Annotated in this window: 16 protein-coding genes; 11 read left to right on the top strand and 5 right to left on the bottom strand. The window is 72.5% G+C overall.

Features of this window, described 5'->3' with window-relative positions; translation table 11 throughout:
• Positions 1-52 precede the first annotated feature (52 nt).
• The 3 genes from KS423_RS00840 to KS423_RS00830 form a co-directional block, all read right to left on the bottom strand.
• Positions 53-490, bottom strand: a complete 438-nt coding sequence (locus KS423_RS00840; RefSeq protein ID WP_224273598.1) for a MarR family winged helix-turn-helix transcriptional regulator — start codon at positions 488-490, stop codon at positions 53-55.
• 141 nt (positions 491-631) lie between these two features.
• Positions 632-1399, bottom strand: a complete 768-nt coding sequence (locus KS423_RS00835) for an ABC transporter permease (protein WP_263454333.1) — start codon at positions 1397-1399, stop codon at positions 632-634.
• A gap of 2 nt (positions 1400-1401) precedes the next feature.
• Positions 1402-2391: an ATP-binding cassette domain-containing protein gene (locus tag KS423_RS00830; RefSeq protein WP_224273594.1), complete on the bottom strand. Its 990-nt coding sequence runs from the start codon at positions 2389-2391 to the stop codon at positions 1402-1404.
• Between the two features lie 412 nt (positions 2392-2803).
• On the opposite strand from KS423_RS00830, the gene KS423_RS00825 reads away from it, so the two are divergent.
• From KS423_RS00825 to KS423_RS00805, 5 genes are all read left to right on the top strand, one after another.
• On the top strand, positions 2804-3721 hold the full coding sequence (locus KS423_RS00825; protein WP_374119885.1) for a polyphosphate kinase 2 family protein: 918 nt from the start codon (positions 2804-2806) through the stop codon (positions 3719-3721).
• A gap of 68 nt (positions 3722-3789) precedes the next feature.
• Entirely contained in the window at positions 3790-6552 is a 2763-nt protein-coding gene (locus KS423_RS00820) for an HAD-IC family P-type ATPase (RefSeq protein ID WP_224273591.1), read from the top strand.
• Between the two features lie 137 nt (positions 6553-6689).
• Positions 6690-7403, top strand: coding sequence for a VIT1/CCC1 transporter family protein (locus KS423_RS00815; RefSeq protein WP_224273589.1), 714 nt, complete (start codon positions 6690-6692; stop codon positions 7401-7403).
• A 217-nt stretch (positions 7404-7620) separates the two neighbouring features.
• Entirely contained in the window at positions 7621-8340 is a 720-nt protein-coding gene (locus KS423_RS00810) for a sigma 54 modulation/S30EA ribosomal C-terminal domain-containing protein (RefSeq protein ID WP_224273580.1), read from the top strand.
• Positions 8341-8408: 68 nt separating this feature from the next.
• Positions 8409-8855, top strand: coding sequence for a pyridoxamine 5'-phosphate oxidase family protein (locus KS423_RS00805; protein WP_224273728.1), 447 nt, complete (start codon positions 8409-8411; stop codon positions 8853-8855).
• Between the two features lie 199 nt (positions 8856-9054).
• Here KS423_RS00805 and KS423_RS00800 read toward each other — a convergent pair whose 3' ends face one another.
• Together KS423_RS00800 and KS423_RS00795 are read right to left on the bottom strand one after the other, a co-directional pair.
• Entirely contained in the window at positions 9055-9690 is a 636-nt protein-coding gene (locus KS423_RS00800; protein ID WP_224273578.1) for a hypothetical protein, read from the bottom strand.
• A gap of 53 nt (positions 9691-9743) precedes the next feature.
• Positions 9744-10625: a universal stress protein gene (locus tag KS423_RS00795; RefSeq protein WP_224273570.1), complete on the bottom strand. Its 882-nt coding sequence runs from the start codon at positions 10623-10625 to the stop codon at positions 9744-9746.
• A 461-nt stretch (positions 10626-11086) separates the two neighbouring features.
• Here KS423_RS00795 and KS423_RS00790 point away from each other — a divergent pair, with 461 nt between their 5' ends.
• The 6 genes from KS423_RS00790 to KS423_RS00765 form a co-directional block, all read left to right on the top strand.
• Entirely contained in the window at positions 11087-12499 is a 1413-nt protein-coding gene (locus KS423_RS00790) for an APC family permease (protein WP_374119886.1), read from the top strand.
• 19 nt (positions 12500-12518) lie between these two features.
• Positions 12519-13742, top strand: a complete 1224-nt coding sequence (locus tag KS423_RS00785) for an arginine deiminase (RefSeq protein WP_224273566.1) — start codon at positions 12519-12521, stop codon at positions 13740-13742.
• Between the two features lie 19 nt (positions 13743-13761).
• Positions 13762-14766: an ornithine carbamoyltransferase gene (gene argF, locus KS423_RS00780; protein ID WP_224273564.1), complete on the top strand. Its 1005-nt coding sequence runs from the start codon at positions 13762-13764 to the stop codon at positions 14764-14766.
• Positions 14767-14768: 2 nt separating this feature from the next.
• Positions 14769-15764 carry a carbamate kinase gene (locus KS423_RS00775; RefSeq protein WP_224273561.1) on the top strand — a complete coding sequence of 332 codons (996 nt, stop codon included), beginning with the start codon at positions 14769-14771 and terminating at the stop codon, positions 15762-15764.
• A gap of 21 nt (positions 15765-15785) precedes the next feature.
• Complete coding sequence (locus KS423_RS00770) at positions 15786-16556, top strand: sigma 54 modulation/S30EA ribosomal C-terminal domain-containing protein (RefSeq protein WP_224273559.1); 771 nt, start codon at positions 15786-15788, stop codon at positions 16554-16556.
• 178 nt (positions 16557-16734) lie between these two features.
• A partial coding sequence (locus tag KS423_RS00765) for a hypothetical protein (RefSeq protein ID WP_224273557.1) occupies positions 16735-17136 on the top strand: 402 nt, incomplete at its 3' end.

Genomic DNA, 17136 nt, shown 5'->3' with positions numbered 1-17136 from the left:
TCGCCCCTCAACGCCCGTTCCCGGCAGCGCGGCGGGCATCCGTGCGACGGCGTCATCGGGAGGGCAGCCAGGCCTCGTCGTCGGTGGCATGTGCCAGCACGCGCTGGAGGAGCCCGCGCAGGGTCTCGACCTCGTCCGGGCCGAGATCGCCGAGCAGTTCCGCCTCCACCCGTTCGAGCGGGCCGTCGATCCGGGTCAGCATGTAGTGCGCCGTGTCGGTGAGCTCCAGTCGTCGTGAGCGATCATCGGCTCCGGGGCGCCGGCGCACGTGGTCGGCCTCGACCAGCTCGTCGACGAGCCGGTGCACCGACTGCCGGGCGATGCCGAGTTGGCGGGCCAGATCGGCCATGGTCAGTCCGGGTTCGAGGAAAAGCTGGACGAGCAGACCATATTGACGAAGCGTCAAATCGTAGTCGCGCAGGCGCTGGTCCGCGCGGCGCGTCGCCACCGTGCTGGCCGCGGCCAGGAGATAGGGGATGTGGGTCCTCAAGGCGGTTCACCTCAACCGGGGGAGACCGTGGTCATTCCGTCGCCGACGGTACGTCATGTCCCTTGGTGACGTGGTGGTCGGCTTCTCCGGCGGGCAGGCCGGGACCGCGGCGCCAGGTCGACGGGTGCGGCAGGACGGGATTCACAGGGAGGCTCTGCGCATGCCGCGGATCCCGGCCACGACACCCAGCGCCGCGACGGCGGCGGCCGCGACGAATCCGTACAGCACGCCCGACTCGGTCAAACGGCCGTCGAAGAGGGCACGTTCGGCCTCGACCACGTGCGTCACCGGGTTGATCCGGCTCAGCACGTAGAGCCAGGCCGGCGCGGCCTCCCGGGTGATCGGCAGCAGGACTCCGGAGAGCAGCAGCAGGGGGAAGAAGACCACCTGCTGCACCCCGTAGAACAGGGTCTGCTGCCGACGGGAGTGGAGCGCCAGGGTGAAGGACAGCGCGCCGATACCGACGCCGAAGACGCTCAGCAGCATCATTCCGGCCAGGGCGCCCGGCAGGTGCAGCCGGAAGTCGGTCGGCAGGAGCAGGAGGAGGATCAGCAGGGCCTGCGCGAGTAGGACCACGACCTCCTTGAGGGTCCGTCCGACGAGCATGGCGGCCCGGTTGAGCGGCGTGACGAGCAGCCGCTCGAAGGCGCCCGAGGACATCTCGCCGAGCAGTGAGGCGCCCGCTCCCGCGGTGGCGGACAGGCCGAGCAGGACGAGCATGCCGGGCACGAACCACTGCCAGGGCGAGCCCGCACCCGCCGGTCCGCCGGCCTCGCCCGGGAGCAGCGGCGCGAAGAGGGCGAGCAGCAGGAACGGCAGCATCATCGTGAAGAGCAGACCGGCGGGCCGGCGCAGCTCGGGCCCGAGTTCGCGGGCGAACACGGTGCGGGTGTCGGTGAGTACCTTCAAGGTCACGCTCCCCGGTGCGAGGTGGTCGGGATGCCGGCGCCAGCGCCCTCCGGGAGGGTGCGGCCGGTCAGGGCGAGGAAGACGTCGTCCAGGGTCGGGCGGTCCAGCCGGGTGCTGTGCACCCGGATCCCGGCCGCGTCGAGGTCACGCAGCAGCTCCGGCAGCCGGACGTCGCCGTCGCAGGCCCGCACCCGCACCTCCCGGTCGTCGACGGTCACGTCCCGGACGGCCCGCAGGGCGCGGGCCCGGGCCGCGGCCGGGCCGGTGTCGGCAGGCTCGGCGGTCGTGAAGGTGATGAGGTCACCGGCGAGATCGTTCTTGAGGCGCTCGGGGGAGCCGTCGGCGATCACCCGGCCGTGGTCGACGACCAGGACCCGCCCGGCCCAGAGGTCGGCCTCCTCCAGGTAGTGGGTGGTGAAGACGATGGTGGTGCCGAGCTCCTTGTGCAGGCACAGCACGTGTTCCCGGATGTCGGCGCGGCTGTGCGGGTCGAGCCCGGTGGTGGGCTCGTCGAGGAAGAGCAGGTCCGGTTCGTGGACCAGGGCCATGGCGATGTCGAGCCGACGGCGCTGGCCCCCGGAGAGGGTGCCCACCGTCCGCCGGGCCAGCCCTTCCAGTTCGAGGGCGTCCAGGAGACGTTCGGCCCGGACGCGGGACCCGGCGCGACTCAGGCCGTGGGCGCGGCCCTGGGTGACGAGTTCGTCGACGACCCGGAAGTCGGTACCGGCGCTGTTGCCCTGGCCGAGGTAGCCGATCCGGCGGCGCACCCCGGCGGGGTCGGCCATGACGTCGTGCCCGGCGACGGTGGCGGTGCCCGCGGTCGGGGCGAGCAGGGTGGTCAGCATCCGCAGGCTGGTGGTCTTCCCGGCGCCGTTCGGGCCGAGGAAGGCCACCACGGAACCGGCCTCGATGTCGAGATCGAGACCGCGTACCGCGTCGACGGTCTCTCCTCTGACGCGGAACCTTCGGGTGAGTCCGTGGGTGTGGATCATGAGTCTCCCGTACGAGGGCATGGAGGGGGTGCGGAGGTCACGGCTGCCGTGCGGGCCGACCGGAACGGCCCCGGGCATGCGGAGGAGAAGTCAGGCCCTGGGCTCTTGACTTCTGAGAGCTTAGAAGCGTCAATAACGTCTTTGTCAGGTCTGCTGACAGTCCCGGGCGTTGCCACACGCGGATGCCGCACGAGCGATCCGGCCGGAATCGCGCCCGCCGGGCAGCGCGGGTGGGCCCGGCCCGGAAGGACGCCGTCGGATTGACACGGCCATCCGGGGGCCACAGCGTGGCAGGTAGCACTCTCCGTGCTGGTCGGTCCCGGTTCCGCCGTGTCGAGGACGTCGGTGCGCAGCGGGGCGGCGCGGCAGGCCTCGCGATGCCCGCCGGACCCGAGAGGAACTGGTACAGGCGATGTCGGACGGACGAACGGCCAGGCGCATTGCGAAGTTCATCAAGCCGCTGCGGGTGAAGCCGGGGTCGCGGGTGAACCTCGCGGAGGACTTCGACCCCCGGTACAAGGCGGGCATGAAGAAGCGCGAGGGCGTGGAGCTGCTGCACACCGGCGTGTCGCTGCTCTCGGAGTACCAGGCACGGCTGGCCGCCCAGGACACCTACGGAGTGCTGTTCTGCCTCCAGGCGCTCGACGCCGGCGGGAAGGACGGAACGATCCGTCACGTCATGAGCGGGGTGAATCCGCAGGGCGTCCACGTGAGCAGCTTCAAGGTTCCCTCCGCGGAGGAGCTCGACCACGACTTCCTGTGGCGGTACGCGCAGCGGCTCCCGTCGCGCGGGGACATCGGGATCTTCAACCGGTCGCACTACGAGGAGGTCCTCGTGGTGCGTGTCCATCCGGACAACCTCGACCGGCAGAAGCTGCCGGAGGAGGCGAAGGGCCCGGGGGTCTGGCACCGCAGGTACCGGGAGATCAACGACTGGGAGCGCTACCTCACCGACAACGGGATCAAGGTGGTGAAGGTCTTCCTGAACCTCTCCAAGGAGGAGCAGCGCAGCCGCTTCCTGGCGCGGATCGACCTGCCCGAGAAGAACTGGAAGTTCTCCGAGGCCGACATCCGCGAGCGTGAGCGCTGGGACGACTACCAGGAGGCGTTCTCCGACATGCTGTCGGCCACGAGCACGCCGTGGGCGCCCTGGTACGTCGTGCCGGCCGACCGCAAGTGGTTCGCGCGCATCTGCTCGGCGGCGGTGCTCGCGCACACGCTGATCGAGATCGATCCGCAGTTCCCCACGGTCGACGAGCAGGCCCGGAAGGAACTGCGCGCGGCCAAGCGCCGGCTGGAGGGCGAGGCCCCCCGAGGCGGCCGCGCGTGACCCGTCCGCGCAGGCGCGCCGGACCGACCGACGCCCGGGTGGACGTTCCCGGATCTTGAGGAGTGAGGATGGCGGAGCAAGTGAAGGTGGCGGAGCAGGTTGGGCCGTCAGGCCCGCAGGAGTCCCCGGACCCCTGGTACGCGCGTCCTCCCCGGGAGGTCGCGTCCTCGCTCGGGGTGGATCCGGCGACCGGGCTCACCGCCGCCCGGGCGGCCGAACTGCTCGCCGCGAACGGGCCGAACGCGTTGCCCGAGGAGAAGCCGAGGCCCGACTGGCTGCGCTTCCTCGACCAGTACCGCAGCTACATGCAGATCATCCTGGTGGCGGCGGCGGTGGTCTCGCTGGCGATCAAGGAGTGGACCACCGGGGTCCTGCTGATCGTCCTGACGCTGTTCAACGCGGTGGTCGGTCTGCGGCAGGAGGGCAAGGCCGAGAGCGCGATGAACGCGCTGAGGTCGATGATGAAGGCCACCGCGCGGGTGCGGCGGGACGGGACGGAGGCGGAGGTCCCGGCCGAACAGCTGGTCGTGGGCGACGTGGTGCTCGTCGCGGCGGGCGACGAGGTCCCGGCGGACGGACGGATCGTCGAGGCCAGCGCGCTGCAGATCGACGAGTCGGCGCTGACCGGCGAGAGCGTCCCCGCCGCCAAGAACGCCGGCACACTGCCGGCCGATCGGCTGGGCCCGGGCGACCAGACCAACATGGCGTTCATGAACACCCCGGTCACCCACGGCAGCGGACTGCTCGTCATCACCGCGACGGGCGCCGACACCGAACTGGGCAAGATCTCCGGGATGCTGTCGGCGACCGAGAGGGAGCAGTCGCCGCTCACCAGGGAGCTCAACACCCTGACGCTGTGGATCGCGGGGGCGGCCGGCCTGACCATGGTCGTGATGTTCGCGCTCGGCCGCAGCCGCGACCAGGCGTGGGACGCCCTCTTCGTCAGTGCGGTCTCGCTGGCCATCGCGGCCATCCCGGAGGCGTTGCCGACGGTCAGCCAGGTCATCCTCTCCGTCGGCAGCCTCAACCTGGCCAGGCGGCACGCGATCGTGAAGGAACTGCCGTCCGTCGAGACCCTCGGCTTCACGTCGGCCATCAACTCCGACAAGACCGGCACCCTGACGATGAACCAGATGACGGTCGTGGAGGTGCTCAGCCCCACCGACCGCTACACCGTCTCCGGCACCGGCTACCGCCTCGACGGGCGGATCCACCACGCGGCGGGCTCCGCCCCGAGCATCGAGGACGCCGTCCTGCCCTACCTGGTCGCCAACGACGCGAAACTGGTCGACGGCGAGGTCGTCGGCGACCCGACCGAGGGCGCCCTGCTCGTTCTCGGCCACAAGGCCGGGCTGGACATCGAGGCCAGCCGGGAGCGTTTCCCCCGGCTCGCCACGCTGCCGTTCGACCCGAGCTACAAGCTGATGGCCAGCTTCAACGAGGCAAAGGACGCGGACGGCCGGGCGGTGGTGCGGTGCTTCGTGAAGGGCGCGGCCCCCGCGGTCATGGCCCGCGCCTCCTCGGCCCTCTCGGAGGGCGTCGTCATCCCCTGGGACGCGGACCTCAGCGCACGCGCCCAGGCGCAGACCGAGCGGATGGGCGGCGAAGGACTGCGGGTGATGGCCGGGGCCGTCCGGGACCTGGACCCGGCGGACTTCGACCCGGACGGCGACCTGCTGGCGTTCGTCGAGGATCTGCGGATGACCAGCCTGGTGGCCATGGTCGACCCGCCGCGAGAGGAGTCACGGGCCGCGGTCGCCAGCGCGCAGGCCGCCCACATCCGGGTCCGCATGGTGACGGGCGACGACGTCACCACCGGAGCGGCCATCGCCCGCCAACTCGGCATCGAGGGTGAGGCCGTCCTCGGCGCCGACTTCGCCGCCCTGCCGGAGCACGAGCGACTGGCCCGGATCGACGGCATCGGCGTGGTCGGCCGGGTCGCGCCCGAGCACAAGGTGCTGCTCGCCGCCACGCTCAAGCAGAAGGGCGACGTGGTCGCCATGACCGGCGACGGCGTCAACGACGCGCCGGCGATCAAGGCCGCCGACATCGGCATCGCCATGGGCAGCGGCACCGACGCGGCGAAGAACGCGAGCCGCATGGTCCTCGCCGACGACGACTTCGCCACCATCGTCTACGCCGTGGAGGAGGGCCGGAAGCTCTACGACAACCTCACCAAGTACATCCGGTTCGTCCTGGTGCTGCTGGTGACGTTCGTGCTGACCTTCCTCGGAGCCGCGCTCCTGAACATCGCCGCGGGTGAACCGTTCACCCCGGCGCAGGTCCTGTGGGTCCACTTCGTGGTCAACGCCCCGTTCGGCTTCGCCCTGGGCTTCGACCAGGAGAGCCCCGGTCTGATGCGGCGCACCCCGCGCCCGCGCGGCGAGACGGTGCTGACCAGGCCCGTGGTGATCACCGTCGGACTCGCCGGGCTGGCCGTCACGGTCGCCCTGCTCGGGCTGACCAAGCTGGGCGAGGCGCACTACCACAGCACGCACGTCGGCAACTCGATCGCGTTCACCGCCTTCGCGCTCTGCCTGATCGTGGCGGCCTACGAGTGCCGCAGTGAGCGCGGCTCCGCGCTGACCGTCAGCACCTTCGACAGCAAGCAGATGAACCTGGCGGCCCTGGGCGAGTTCGTCCTGGCGGTGCTGGTCACCCAGATGGACGTGTTCCACCGCATCCTCGGAACCACCGACATCGACGCCCGACAGTTCGGATGGGCCCTGCTGGCCGCCGTCGCGCTCCTGCTGCTGTGGGAGCTGGGCAAGTTCGTGGCCCGCAGACTGCCGGCCGCCCGTGGCGGGGCGGCGATCGCCTCCCGTCCGTGACGGTGTTCCGGAGTCGGCCGAACAGCCGGAGCCGGTACGGTGGTTCGTCCCCAACACCCAGGCGAACGTCGAGCTGGACATCACCGCGTCGGATTCGTGACAACGGCCTCGACGAGCAGGCAGGAGCATCCCGCCCGATGACCCGACACGACCGGTTCGCCCCTCACCCCGAGACGCACACCGCCTCCCGGGCCGGTTGGCTGCGCGCCGCCGTGCTCGGCGCCAACGACGGCCTGGTCTCCATCGCCAGCCTCATGGTCGGCCTGGCCGCCAGTGGCGTGAGCACCTCCACCGTGGTCACCGGAGGCCTGGCAGGCCTGTCGGCAGGGGCCATGTCCATGGCCGCGGGCGAGTACGTCTCCGTCAGCTCCCAGGTCGACGTCGAGACCGCCGACCGCGCCAAGGAAGCCCGTGAACTCGCCGAAGCCCCCGAAGCCGAACTCGCCGAACTCACCGCCATCTACGAGAACCGCGGCGTCCCCCGCGACCTCGCCCGCCAGGTGGCCGAGGCCCTGCATGCGGCCGACCCGCTACAGGCCCACCTGCGCGACGAACTCGGCCACAACGAACAGACCGCCGCCAACCCCCTCCAGGCCGCCCTCGCCTCCGCCGCCAGTTTCCTCGTCGGCGGACTCCTCCCCTTCCTCGGCCTCCTCGCGTCCTCCAGCACGGCCCGCCTGTGGCTGATCGTCGTCGTCACCCTCTGCGGCCTCGCCCTCGCCGGCGTACTGGGCGCTCGCGCCGCCGGCACCACCGTGCTGGGGCCCGCCGCCCGTGTTGTCATCGGCGGCGGCCTCGCCATGGCGGTCACGGCCGCCGTCGGCCAGATCGCCCATGTCTCCGGCGTCTGAACCGCCGTCGCCGAGGAGCCGGCGCTCTGACATCGGGCCGTGGGGCGCCTTCCGCGTCACGCCGAGGCACATCGTGAGGTCGCCGATGGACGATGCCACGCGGCGTCGACGACAAGCACCCCGGGCGATGGGGCCGTTCGACCCTTGTGGCAGGTCCGGCTTGCGCGCAGCGTAGGCGTGCATCGGATCGGGGCCGGACATCAGAAGAAGGACGGGCATGAGCACGGAGATCGCAGTGGTGGCCTTCGGGGGCATCCCGCGCGAGGTGCTGGCGGAGGGACGCGCGAGGATCGCGGCGGCCTCCCAGAGCGCCAACGCGCTGGTCGAGGCGCTGAAGGTCAAGCTGTCGGCCACCGGATCGGGCGTGCTGGCGCAGGTGAACGCCGAGGTGGACGGCCGGCGGGTTCGGGTCCAGGAGGCGGCGCAGGACTTCACCGAGGCCGTGGACCGTATCGGTGAGCAGCTGCGCCGACGCATCGCGGCCGTCACCGGGACCTGGAAACCCCGGCCCTGGCCCCGCCCCGTCCCGCCCGGGGACACGGCCCCCCGGGACGGGGCCCGGCTGATCACCCGCGTCAAGTCGCCGTCGCTGGTGTGGTGTTCACCGGACGCTGCGATCCGCACGCTGGACGCGATGGACTACGACATCCACCTGTTCACCGACCCGGCCACCGAGACCGACGCCGTCGTCTACCGCACCGGGCCGACCGGATACCGCCTGGCCCGTATCGTTGCCGCCGCCCCGCCCCGCCGGTCCACCGCACCGCTCACCCTCAGCCCCGTCGGCGCCCGGCACCTGACGGACGAGCAGGCGGTGAACCGCATCGAGGACGCGCAACTGCCGTTCCTGTTCTACGCCGATCCCGCCACCGGGCGGGGCCGTGTCCTGTACCGCCGCTTCGAAGGCCACCTCGGCCTGATCGCGGGCCGGCCGTGAGGGACAAAGCCGTCCGCCGGCACCTCAGGACACGACTGCGGCCCCGGCCGGCCGTCGCCGCCCGGCACATGGTGCCGCTGGAACGGAAGGACTGCCTGCGTCTGCTCGCCGGCGTGCCGCTCGGCCGGGTCGTCTTCACCAAGGACGCCCTGCCGGCCATCCGGCCGGTCAACCACGTCGTCGCCGACGGCGCGATCATCATCCGCACCCACGAGGGCGCCGCCCTGACCTCCGTCGCGGACGTACCCGGCGCGCCCGGCCCGGTCGTCGCGTACGAGGCCGACGCCATCGACCTCGACACCCACCTGGGGTGGAGCGTCGTCGCCACCGGCTACGCGGAGCTCGTCTCCGACCCGGCCGAGGTGCGGCGCTACGAGGAGTTGGCCACCCCCTGGGTGGACGCCGCGATGCACCACGTCGTGCGCATCCGCCCCGAGCTCGTCACCGGCTTCCTCCTCGCCGCCGGACCCGAGGCGGGCGGCGCCACCCGGCAGCGGCCCGGCCGTCCGACGTAGGGCCCGTCCGGTCCGCGACCGCGGGAAGGGGAACGGTTCCCGGCCCTGTTGGGGCGCGGCGCCCGGAGGTCCGCCACGGCTGAGGGCCGTGGCCGGCGGCGTCGTCGCCGACGGCTGTTCGGGCATGATGCCGTCCCCATCCGGGTGCCGGATGCCGGGCGTCGCCGGCGTGGTTCGTCCGCGGACGCGGCCGGTGGTGTCAGCCCGCTCGGTTGTCGCGTGGGGTGCGGCCGCTCCAGAGGGGCTCCAGAAGCATCCAGGAGTGCTGCCAGGCCTGGTCGGCCCGGCGGTCGAGGACCATCAGACGGATGCTGAGGCCGGCGATGACGAGAGCGGCGAGGCCGCCGAACGCGAGGAGCCCGAGGCAGGCCGCTTCGGCGGCGGCACGGACCGTCCCGGGAGGGGCGGGGACGGACCGGCCGGTGTCGTCGACCCGGATCCCGACGGCCGCGCCGACGACGGTGCCGGCGGGAACGGCGACGGTTCCGGTGGTGCTGCGGCCGTCGGGGGAGGTCCATACGGCGTCGGCCTCGTACCGCGTCCTTCCGGTGCCGGGCTCGATCCGCCGGTGTGCCGGGGTGAGCGCGACCGCCTGGACGCCGTGCAGGCGGGTGGCCGTCACGGAGTCCCGGTGCCGGGCCGAGACGAACTCGGCCGTCGCCGCACCGGCGCAGCAGGGCAGGGCCAGCCCGATGCCGAGCGCGGCCAGCAGCAGGGCCCGGCTGCGTGCGCGGTCGATCGGGCGGACCAGCGGGTTGCCGCCCCGCCGGAACGCCTGCCGCAGGTGGTTGCGCAAGCGCGGGACCGGACCGGGCGGCCCGGAAACGGCGGTCATGTCGATACTCCTTCTCCAACTGCCTGGTGGACGACGGCGGGTGCGGTCCGTCCTCACGGATGGGGAACCACGGCCACCGGCGCCGTGGAGTGATGGAGCACGGCGTGGGCGACGGGTCCGAGCAGCATGCCGAGGCGATGCCGGCGCTCGCGCCGGCCGATGACGACCAGCTCGGCACCGGCAGCCGCCGCGTCCAGGAGGGCCTTCGCCCCGCCGCCGAGCCGGACGTCCTCGACGATTGCCACGTCCGGATGCCTCCTGCGGTGGTCCGCGAGGTGCTGTGAGAGCAGGGCCGCCTCCGTGCGCTCCTGTCCGGGGATGTCCATCGGGGGCGGCATCATGCTGCCGTAGGACCAGGCGGAGAGCGGTTCCCAGCCGTGGACGGCGCGCAGTGTGGCACCGCGGCGTTCCGCCTCGGCGAAGGCGAATGCGAGGACGGCCTCCCCGGGCTCGGAGGAGTCGAGCCCGACCACGACCTCACCGGAGGTTCCGGCGTTCCCGACGGGGAGGGGCGCCGCCGCCTCGCGGACGAGGACCGTCGGAACGGTCGCGCGGGCGGCCACGGCGAGGGAGACCGAGCCGACGAGCAGGCCGGCGAATCCCCCGAGGCCCCGGGAGCCGAGCACCAGCAGCTCCTGCTCCCGAGCTTCGGCGACCAGCCCGTCCACCGGGTCGTCGGGCCGCACCGCGGTCTCCACCGTCAGGTCCGGGTGGGCGAGGCGGATCCGGTCGGCGACACGGGCGAGGGCGTCGAGCGCGGCGGGCCGGAGGTCCCCGGGCTCGGCCCGGTCCAGGTTCTCGTCGCTCAGCCAGGGCCAGACGTGCAGGAGGCGCAGGGGCGCTCCGAGCCGCTGGGCCTGCGCCGCCGCCCACATGGCGGCGCTCTCGCTCCGCGGTGAGCCGTCGAGGCCGGCCAGGACGTGTCGCGTCGTCACGGGTGCTCCCTTGAAGTCGGGCCGGGGGCCGGGCACGACCGTCGCCCGGTGAGCACCAATCTCCCGTCGGGCCTCGCGGAACCCCAGGGCCGGACGGAACCTGTCGGTGGGCCGGTGGTCCCGACCGGGACGGATCCGGCAGCGCGTCTGCGCCAAGTGCCATGCGGCATACGACATGCGCCGGTGCGCGGCGCGGTCCGGGGCCCGGGACCATCGGGCGGGGAAACCGGGACCGCCGGTGCGGGGAGCGGGACCGTTGGCCCATGGGACGCGCCGCTCGCCGGTTCGAGGATCTTCTACGACGGGACACGGCGAGGCCGGGGCCCGTCCACCCGGTTGAGCATCTGGGGAAGGAGCGTCTGATGTCCGTAGAGGACCGCGGAAGACCACCGGCGAGCACGCCGGAAGACGGCCCACAGGGGCGGAGCCCGTCCTTCGGGTTGCCGGCGGCGACGGCGCTGGTGGTGGGCAGCATCATCGGCACCGGCGTGTTCGCACTGCCGTCCGCGCTCGCGCCGTACGGGCCGGTCGCGCTGGTGGCGTTCGTGCTGGTGACCGTCGGGGCGCTGGCGTTGGCGGTGACCTTCGGGCGGCTGTCGGAGCGGGTGCCGGGCAGTGGCGGGCCGTACGTCTACGCCCGCGAGGCGTTCGGTGAGTTCGCGGGCTTCCTGACCGCCTGGTCGTACTGGATCACCGCCTGGGCTGGGAACGCGGCCATCGCGGTGGCCTGGGTCGGCTACGTCGAGGTGTTCGTCAACAAGGGCCACCACACCGGGGCTTCGATCGCGATCGCCCTGGCGGGCCTGTGGCTTCCGGCGATCGTGAACCTGGCCGGCGTGCGCAGCATCGGGGCCTTCCAGGTGGTCACCACGGTGCTGAAGTTCCTGCCGCTGGCCTTCATGGCCACAGCCGGGCTGCTGTTCGTGAAGTCCGGCAACTTCGGGGCCTTCAACGCCAGTGGCGGCTCGGCACTGGGCGCGATCTCGGCGGCCGGGGCGATCGCGCTGTTCAGCTACATCGGCCTGGAGACCGCCTCGGTGGCGGCCGGGCGGGTGCGGGACCCGAAGCGCAACGTGCCCCGGGCCACGGTGTACGGCACGCTGGCCTGTGCGGCGATCTACCTGCTCGGCACCCTGGCCGTGTTCGGCACCGTCCCGCATGCTCAACTCGGCTCCTCCGTAGCACCGTTCACGGACGCGATGAACAGCATCGCGGGCGGCAGCTGGGCCGGGAACCTGGTCGCCGTCGCCGCGATCGTCTCCGGGCTCGGGGCGCTGAACGGCTGGACGATGATCTGCGCGGAGATGCCGATGGCCGCCGCACGCGACGGACTGTTCCCGGCAGCCTTCGCCGGTACCCGCGGCCGCGGCGAGACACCCGTCTTCGGCATCGTCTCGGCGACGGTCCTCGCGTCGGTGCTCACCGTGATCAGCTACACCCGCTTCACCCAGGTGTTCACCGAGATCGTGCTGCTGAGCGTGCTCACCGCCGTGATCCCGTACCTGGTCTCGGCCGCCGCCCAGCTGTACTGGCTGGCGAGGCACGGTCGAGAGGAGCTGGACCGGCGCCGCTTCGCCCGGGACGTCGCCGTCACCGTCCTGGCGCTGGCCTTCTCGTACTGGTCGATCCAGGGCAGCGGCTACCAGACCGTCTACTACGGCCTGTTCACCGTCCTGCTCGGCATCCCGGTCTACATCTGGCTCAAGCGACCGCACGCCCGACCCGCCACGGCGGCTTCCACCGGCACCGCCGCCCCGGCCACCGGCACCGGGCCGGCCCGCCACGAGCCGCCGCTGAAGGCGGCCCGCACCGCCCGGCCCGTCGGCCTTCCGACCATCCTCCGCCGCGCGCTGACCCCGCGCCACCCCCACTGAACTCCGAGGAGCGCCACCGATGTCCACCCTGCGTGTCGATTCCGAAGCCGGCCGCCTGCACCAGGTGATCCTGCACCGACCGGGCCTGGAGCTGGCCCGGCTGACCCCGCGCAACGTCGACGAGCTGCTGTTCGACGACATCCTGTGGGCCAAGCGCGCCCGCGAGGAGCACGACGCCTTCGCCCAGGTGCTGCGCGACCACGGCGTGCGCGTGCACCACTACGCCGACCTGCTCGCCGAGACCCTCGACCTGGCCCCCGCCCGGTCCTGGCTGCTCGGCCAGGTTGCCACCCCGGCCATCGTCGGCCCCGCCCTGGTCGAGCCGCTGCGCGAGCTGAGCGAACAGCTCGACGGCGCCACGCTCGCCGAGTACCTGATCGGCGGCGTCCTCAAGGACGACCTGCCGCTGAGGAGCCCGCACAGCCTGGTGTGGAACACCCTCGGCGACCAGGACTTCGCCCTCCCGCCGCTGCCCAACCACCTCTTCCCGCGCGACAACTCCTGCTGGATCGGCGCCCGGTACAGCCTCAACCCGATGGCGAAGCCGGCCCGCCGGCGGGAGACCCTGCACACCGCCGCGATCTACCGCTTCCACCCGCTGTTCGCCGAGACCGCACCCCCGCTGCTCGACGGCACCACCACCGCGCCGGGGCTCAGCGTGGAGGGCGGGGACGTCCACGTGATCGCCCCGGGCGTCGTCATGGTCGGCATGGGAGAGCGCACCACCGCACCGGCAGTCGAGAACCTCGCCCGGCAACTGTTCCTGACCAACACCGCGCACCGGCTGATCGCCGTGCGGCTGCCGGAGAGCCGGGCGTTCATGCACCTGGACACGGTGATGACGATGATCGACCGGGACACCTTCGCGCTCTACCCGGGCCTGGCCGACCAGTTGCGCTCGTGGACCCTCACCCCGGCCCCCGAGCGCCAGGCCGGCTTCGACGTCACCCCCGACACCGACCTCGCCGCCTCCCTCGCCGAGGCCCTCGGCCTGGACAAGGTCCGCTTCCTGTCCGCCGACCAGGACGCCCGCGCCGCCGAGCGCGAGCAGTGGGACGACGGCAGCAACTTCCTCGCCCTCGAACCCGGCGTCGTCGTCGGCTACGAGCGCAACACCACCACCAACACCTACCTGCGCAAGCAGGGCATCGAGATCGTCACCATCGCGGGCTCCGAGCTCGGCCGCGGCCGCGGCGGCCCGCGCTGCATGAGCTGCCCCGTCCAGCGCGACCCCGCCAACTGACCGGCAAGGAGAACCTGCCATGACCGTCGACCTGAACGGCCGCCACTACCTGCGCGAACTCGACTTCACCGCCGCCGAGATCCACCACCTCCTCGACCTCGCCGCCGAGCTGAAGGCCGCCCGGCGCGCGGGCACCGAAACGCCCCGGCTGACCGGCCGCAGGATCGCCCTGATCTTCGAGAAGGCCTCCACCCGGACCCGCTGCGCCTTCGAGGTCGCGGCGGCCGACCAGGGCGCCATGACCACCTACCTGGGCCCGGACGGGTCGCACATCGGCCACAAGGAGACCATCGCCGACACCGCCCGGGTCCTCGGCCGGATGTACGACGGCATCGAGTACCGCGGCTTCGACCAGGACGCCGTCACCGAACTCGCCCGCCACGCCGGCGTCCCCGTGTACAACGGCCTGACCGACGCCTGCCACCCCACGCAGAGCCTGTGCGACGTCTTCACCATGCGCGAGCACAGCGGAAAGCCGGTGGAGGAGATCTCCTTCTGCTACCTCGGTGACGCCCGCAACAACACCGCCAACTCCCTGCTCATGATGGGGAGTCTGCTTGGCATGGACGTGCGCGTCGCCGCTCCGCGCGAGCTGTGGCCCGACCCGCTGCTCGTCGATGAATGCCGGCGGCTCGCCCGGGACAGCGGCGCCCGGATCACCCTCAGCGACGAGGTCGAGGAGGCCGTGCGCGGCGCGGACTACCTCTACACCGACGTGTGGGTGTCGATGGGGGAGGACCACGCCCAGTGGCCCGAGCGGATCGCCCGGCTGCTGCCGTACCAGGTCAACGCCAAGACGATGGCGGCGACCGGCAACCCGGACACCGCCTTCCTGCACTGCCTGCCCGCCCTGCACGACCGTCGCACCGACCTCGGTGCCGAACTCGCCGAGGAACACGGGCTCGACGGCCTCGAAGTCACCGACGAGGTCTTCGAGTCGCCCGCCTCGCTGGTCTTCGACCAGGCCGAGAACCGCATGCACACCATCAAGGCGGTCCTCGTCGCCACCCTGGGGAGGAAGTGACCATGCGCATCGTCGCCGCCCTCGGTGGGAACGCCCTGCTCCAGCGGGGCGAGCACCCCGATGCCGCCGTCCAGCAGCACCACGTCCACGACGCGGCCCGATCGCTCGCCGAACTCGTCACCGCCGGGCACGAGGTGGTGATCACCCACGGCAACGGTCCACAGATCGGCCTGCTCGCCGCGGAGAGCGAGGCCGACCCGGCGCTCACCGTGCCGTACCCGCTGGACGTCCTCGGAGCCCAGACCCAGGGCATGATCGGCACCCTGCTCGCCCGCGAGCTCATGGACCGGCTGCCGGGCCGCGCCGTCACCGCACTGGTGACCCACACCGAGGTCGACCCCCACGATCCGGCCTTCCGACGGCCGGGCAAGTTCATCGGCGGGCAACTCACCGACCAGCAGGCCAGGACGATGGAGACCGAGCGCGGCTGGACCACCGCGCGCGACGGCGCGCGACTGCGCCGCGTGGTTCCCTCCCCGCAGCCGAAGGCGATCGTCGAGGTACCGGCGGTCCGCACCCTGCTGGCGACCGGCGCCGTGGTGATCGCCGCCGGCGGCGGAGGCATCCCGGTGACCCGCGACCCGTACACCAGCCGGCTGCGCGGCGTCGAAGCGGTCGTGGACAAGGACCTCACCGCCGCCCTGCTCGCCCGACAGCTCGACGCCGACGCGCTGTTGATCCTCACCGACGTCACCCACGTGTTCACCCACTACGGCACGGCCCACCCGGGCCCGCTGGTCACCGCCACCCCCGAGCGGCTGCGCGCACTGGACCTGCCCGAGGGCTCGATGCGGCCCAAGGCCGACGCCGCCGCCACCTTCGCCGAGCAGACCGGCCGGATCGCCGCCATCGGCCCGCTGGACAACGCGCTGGGCACGCTCCTCGGAACCACCGGCACCACCGTCCGGACCGCCCCCGGAGGAGCGAAGCCGGAGCACGAGGTCCTGCCGGCCGGAACCCCGGCCCACGACCCCGCCGAAACGCACACCACGGTCTGACGCACCAGGAAGGGAACCACGATGAACCGACTGCAGACCCGACCCGCCCCCGCCATCACGGTGACGACCCGCGGCGAGGTCACCCTGGCCGCGCCCGACTACGCCAGGACGAAGCTGCTCGCCGTCCTGGAGAAGACCGACGAACCGGTCCTCGCCGTCCGGGTGAAGCTCACCCAGGAGCCCAACCACGCCGTGGCCAAGCCGTCGACCGCCCAGGCCACGCTCGACCTGAACGGCCGGCCCGTGCGCGCCCACGTCGCCGCCGCCACCATGCAGGAAGCCGTCGACCTGCTCCAGGACCGGCTGAACGCCAGGATCGCCCGGGTCCGGACCCACCACCGGCACCACCGCCAGCACGCCGAGCGGCCCGTCGCCGGGCAGGAACACCGGCCGCAGCGCCGGGTGCTGGATGCCGAGGAGCGCCGCATCGTGCGGCACAAGAGCTACAGCTTCACGCGTCAGACCACGTGGGCGGCGGTGTTCGACCTGGACGCGATGGACTACGACTTCCACCTGTACACCGACGCGGTGACGGGCTGCGACAGCGTCGTCCACCACGACGGGGCGGCGGGGGAGTACCGGATCGCCTCGGCCGGACCGGCGCCGGAGACCGAGCCGGGCATCTCGGTGAGCACCGACGCGGTGCCCGAACTGACCGTCGCCGGCGCCGTGTCGCGGCTCGACCTCAGCGGCCTGCCGTTCGTCTTCTTCACCAACAGCGAGACCGGGCGCGGCAACGTCCTGTACCACCGGTACGACGGCCACTATGGCGTCATCACCCCCGCGGAGTAGGGAACGAGGGGCGGGGCCCGGTCGGTCGCGGGACCCGACCGGGCCCCGCTGAACGGAAGCCGTGGGCCGGCGGGTTCAGACCGGACGCGGTTCTGTCGAACCCCGGAGGGGGCGCCGTCCGTGCTACCGGCTGAGGGCGGTCGGCAGCCGGCCCGAGGAACGGACGAGGAGGACAGCGATGGCCTGGTACCAGGGGTCGAGCCGGATCACGGTGACGGCGGTGGAGGGGCGGTTCCCGCAGCGGGCGGTGGTGACCGTCCGGGGTGCCGCTCCGGTGGAGATCCCGGGCGAGGTCGGCGCCGTCCACTTCGTGGAGGCGGAGAGCTGGCAGCTCGACCTGGAGCACCGGGACCAGGGCGAGTGGTACCCCAACGTCCGTGCGGTGCAGAGCCGGTGGCAGGAGGTCCGGGGCGTGCTGACGCAGGTCGTGCACAGCCGTAACCAGGACCGGGCGGGCGACCGGCAGGGCCGCAACCTGGTGCTGCGGATCGAGCGGGTCGTGCCGGGCGGTGACGATCCCTCGACCGCGCCCGCCGCCCCTGCCGCGCGCCGCACCACCGCCGCGCACCCGGCTCCGGCC

Source organism: Streptomyces sp. LS1784 (genome assembly GCF_020103755.1).
Taxonomy (GTDB): Bacteria; Actinomycetota; Actinomycetes; order Streptomycetales; family Streptomycetaceae; genus Kitasatospora.
The sequence above is the reverse complement of the archived record's forward strand: the minus strand, read 5'-3'. Positions and strand labels throughout refer to the sequence as shown.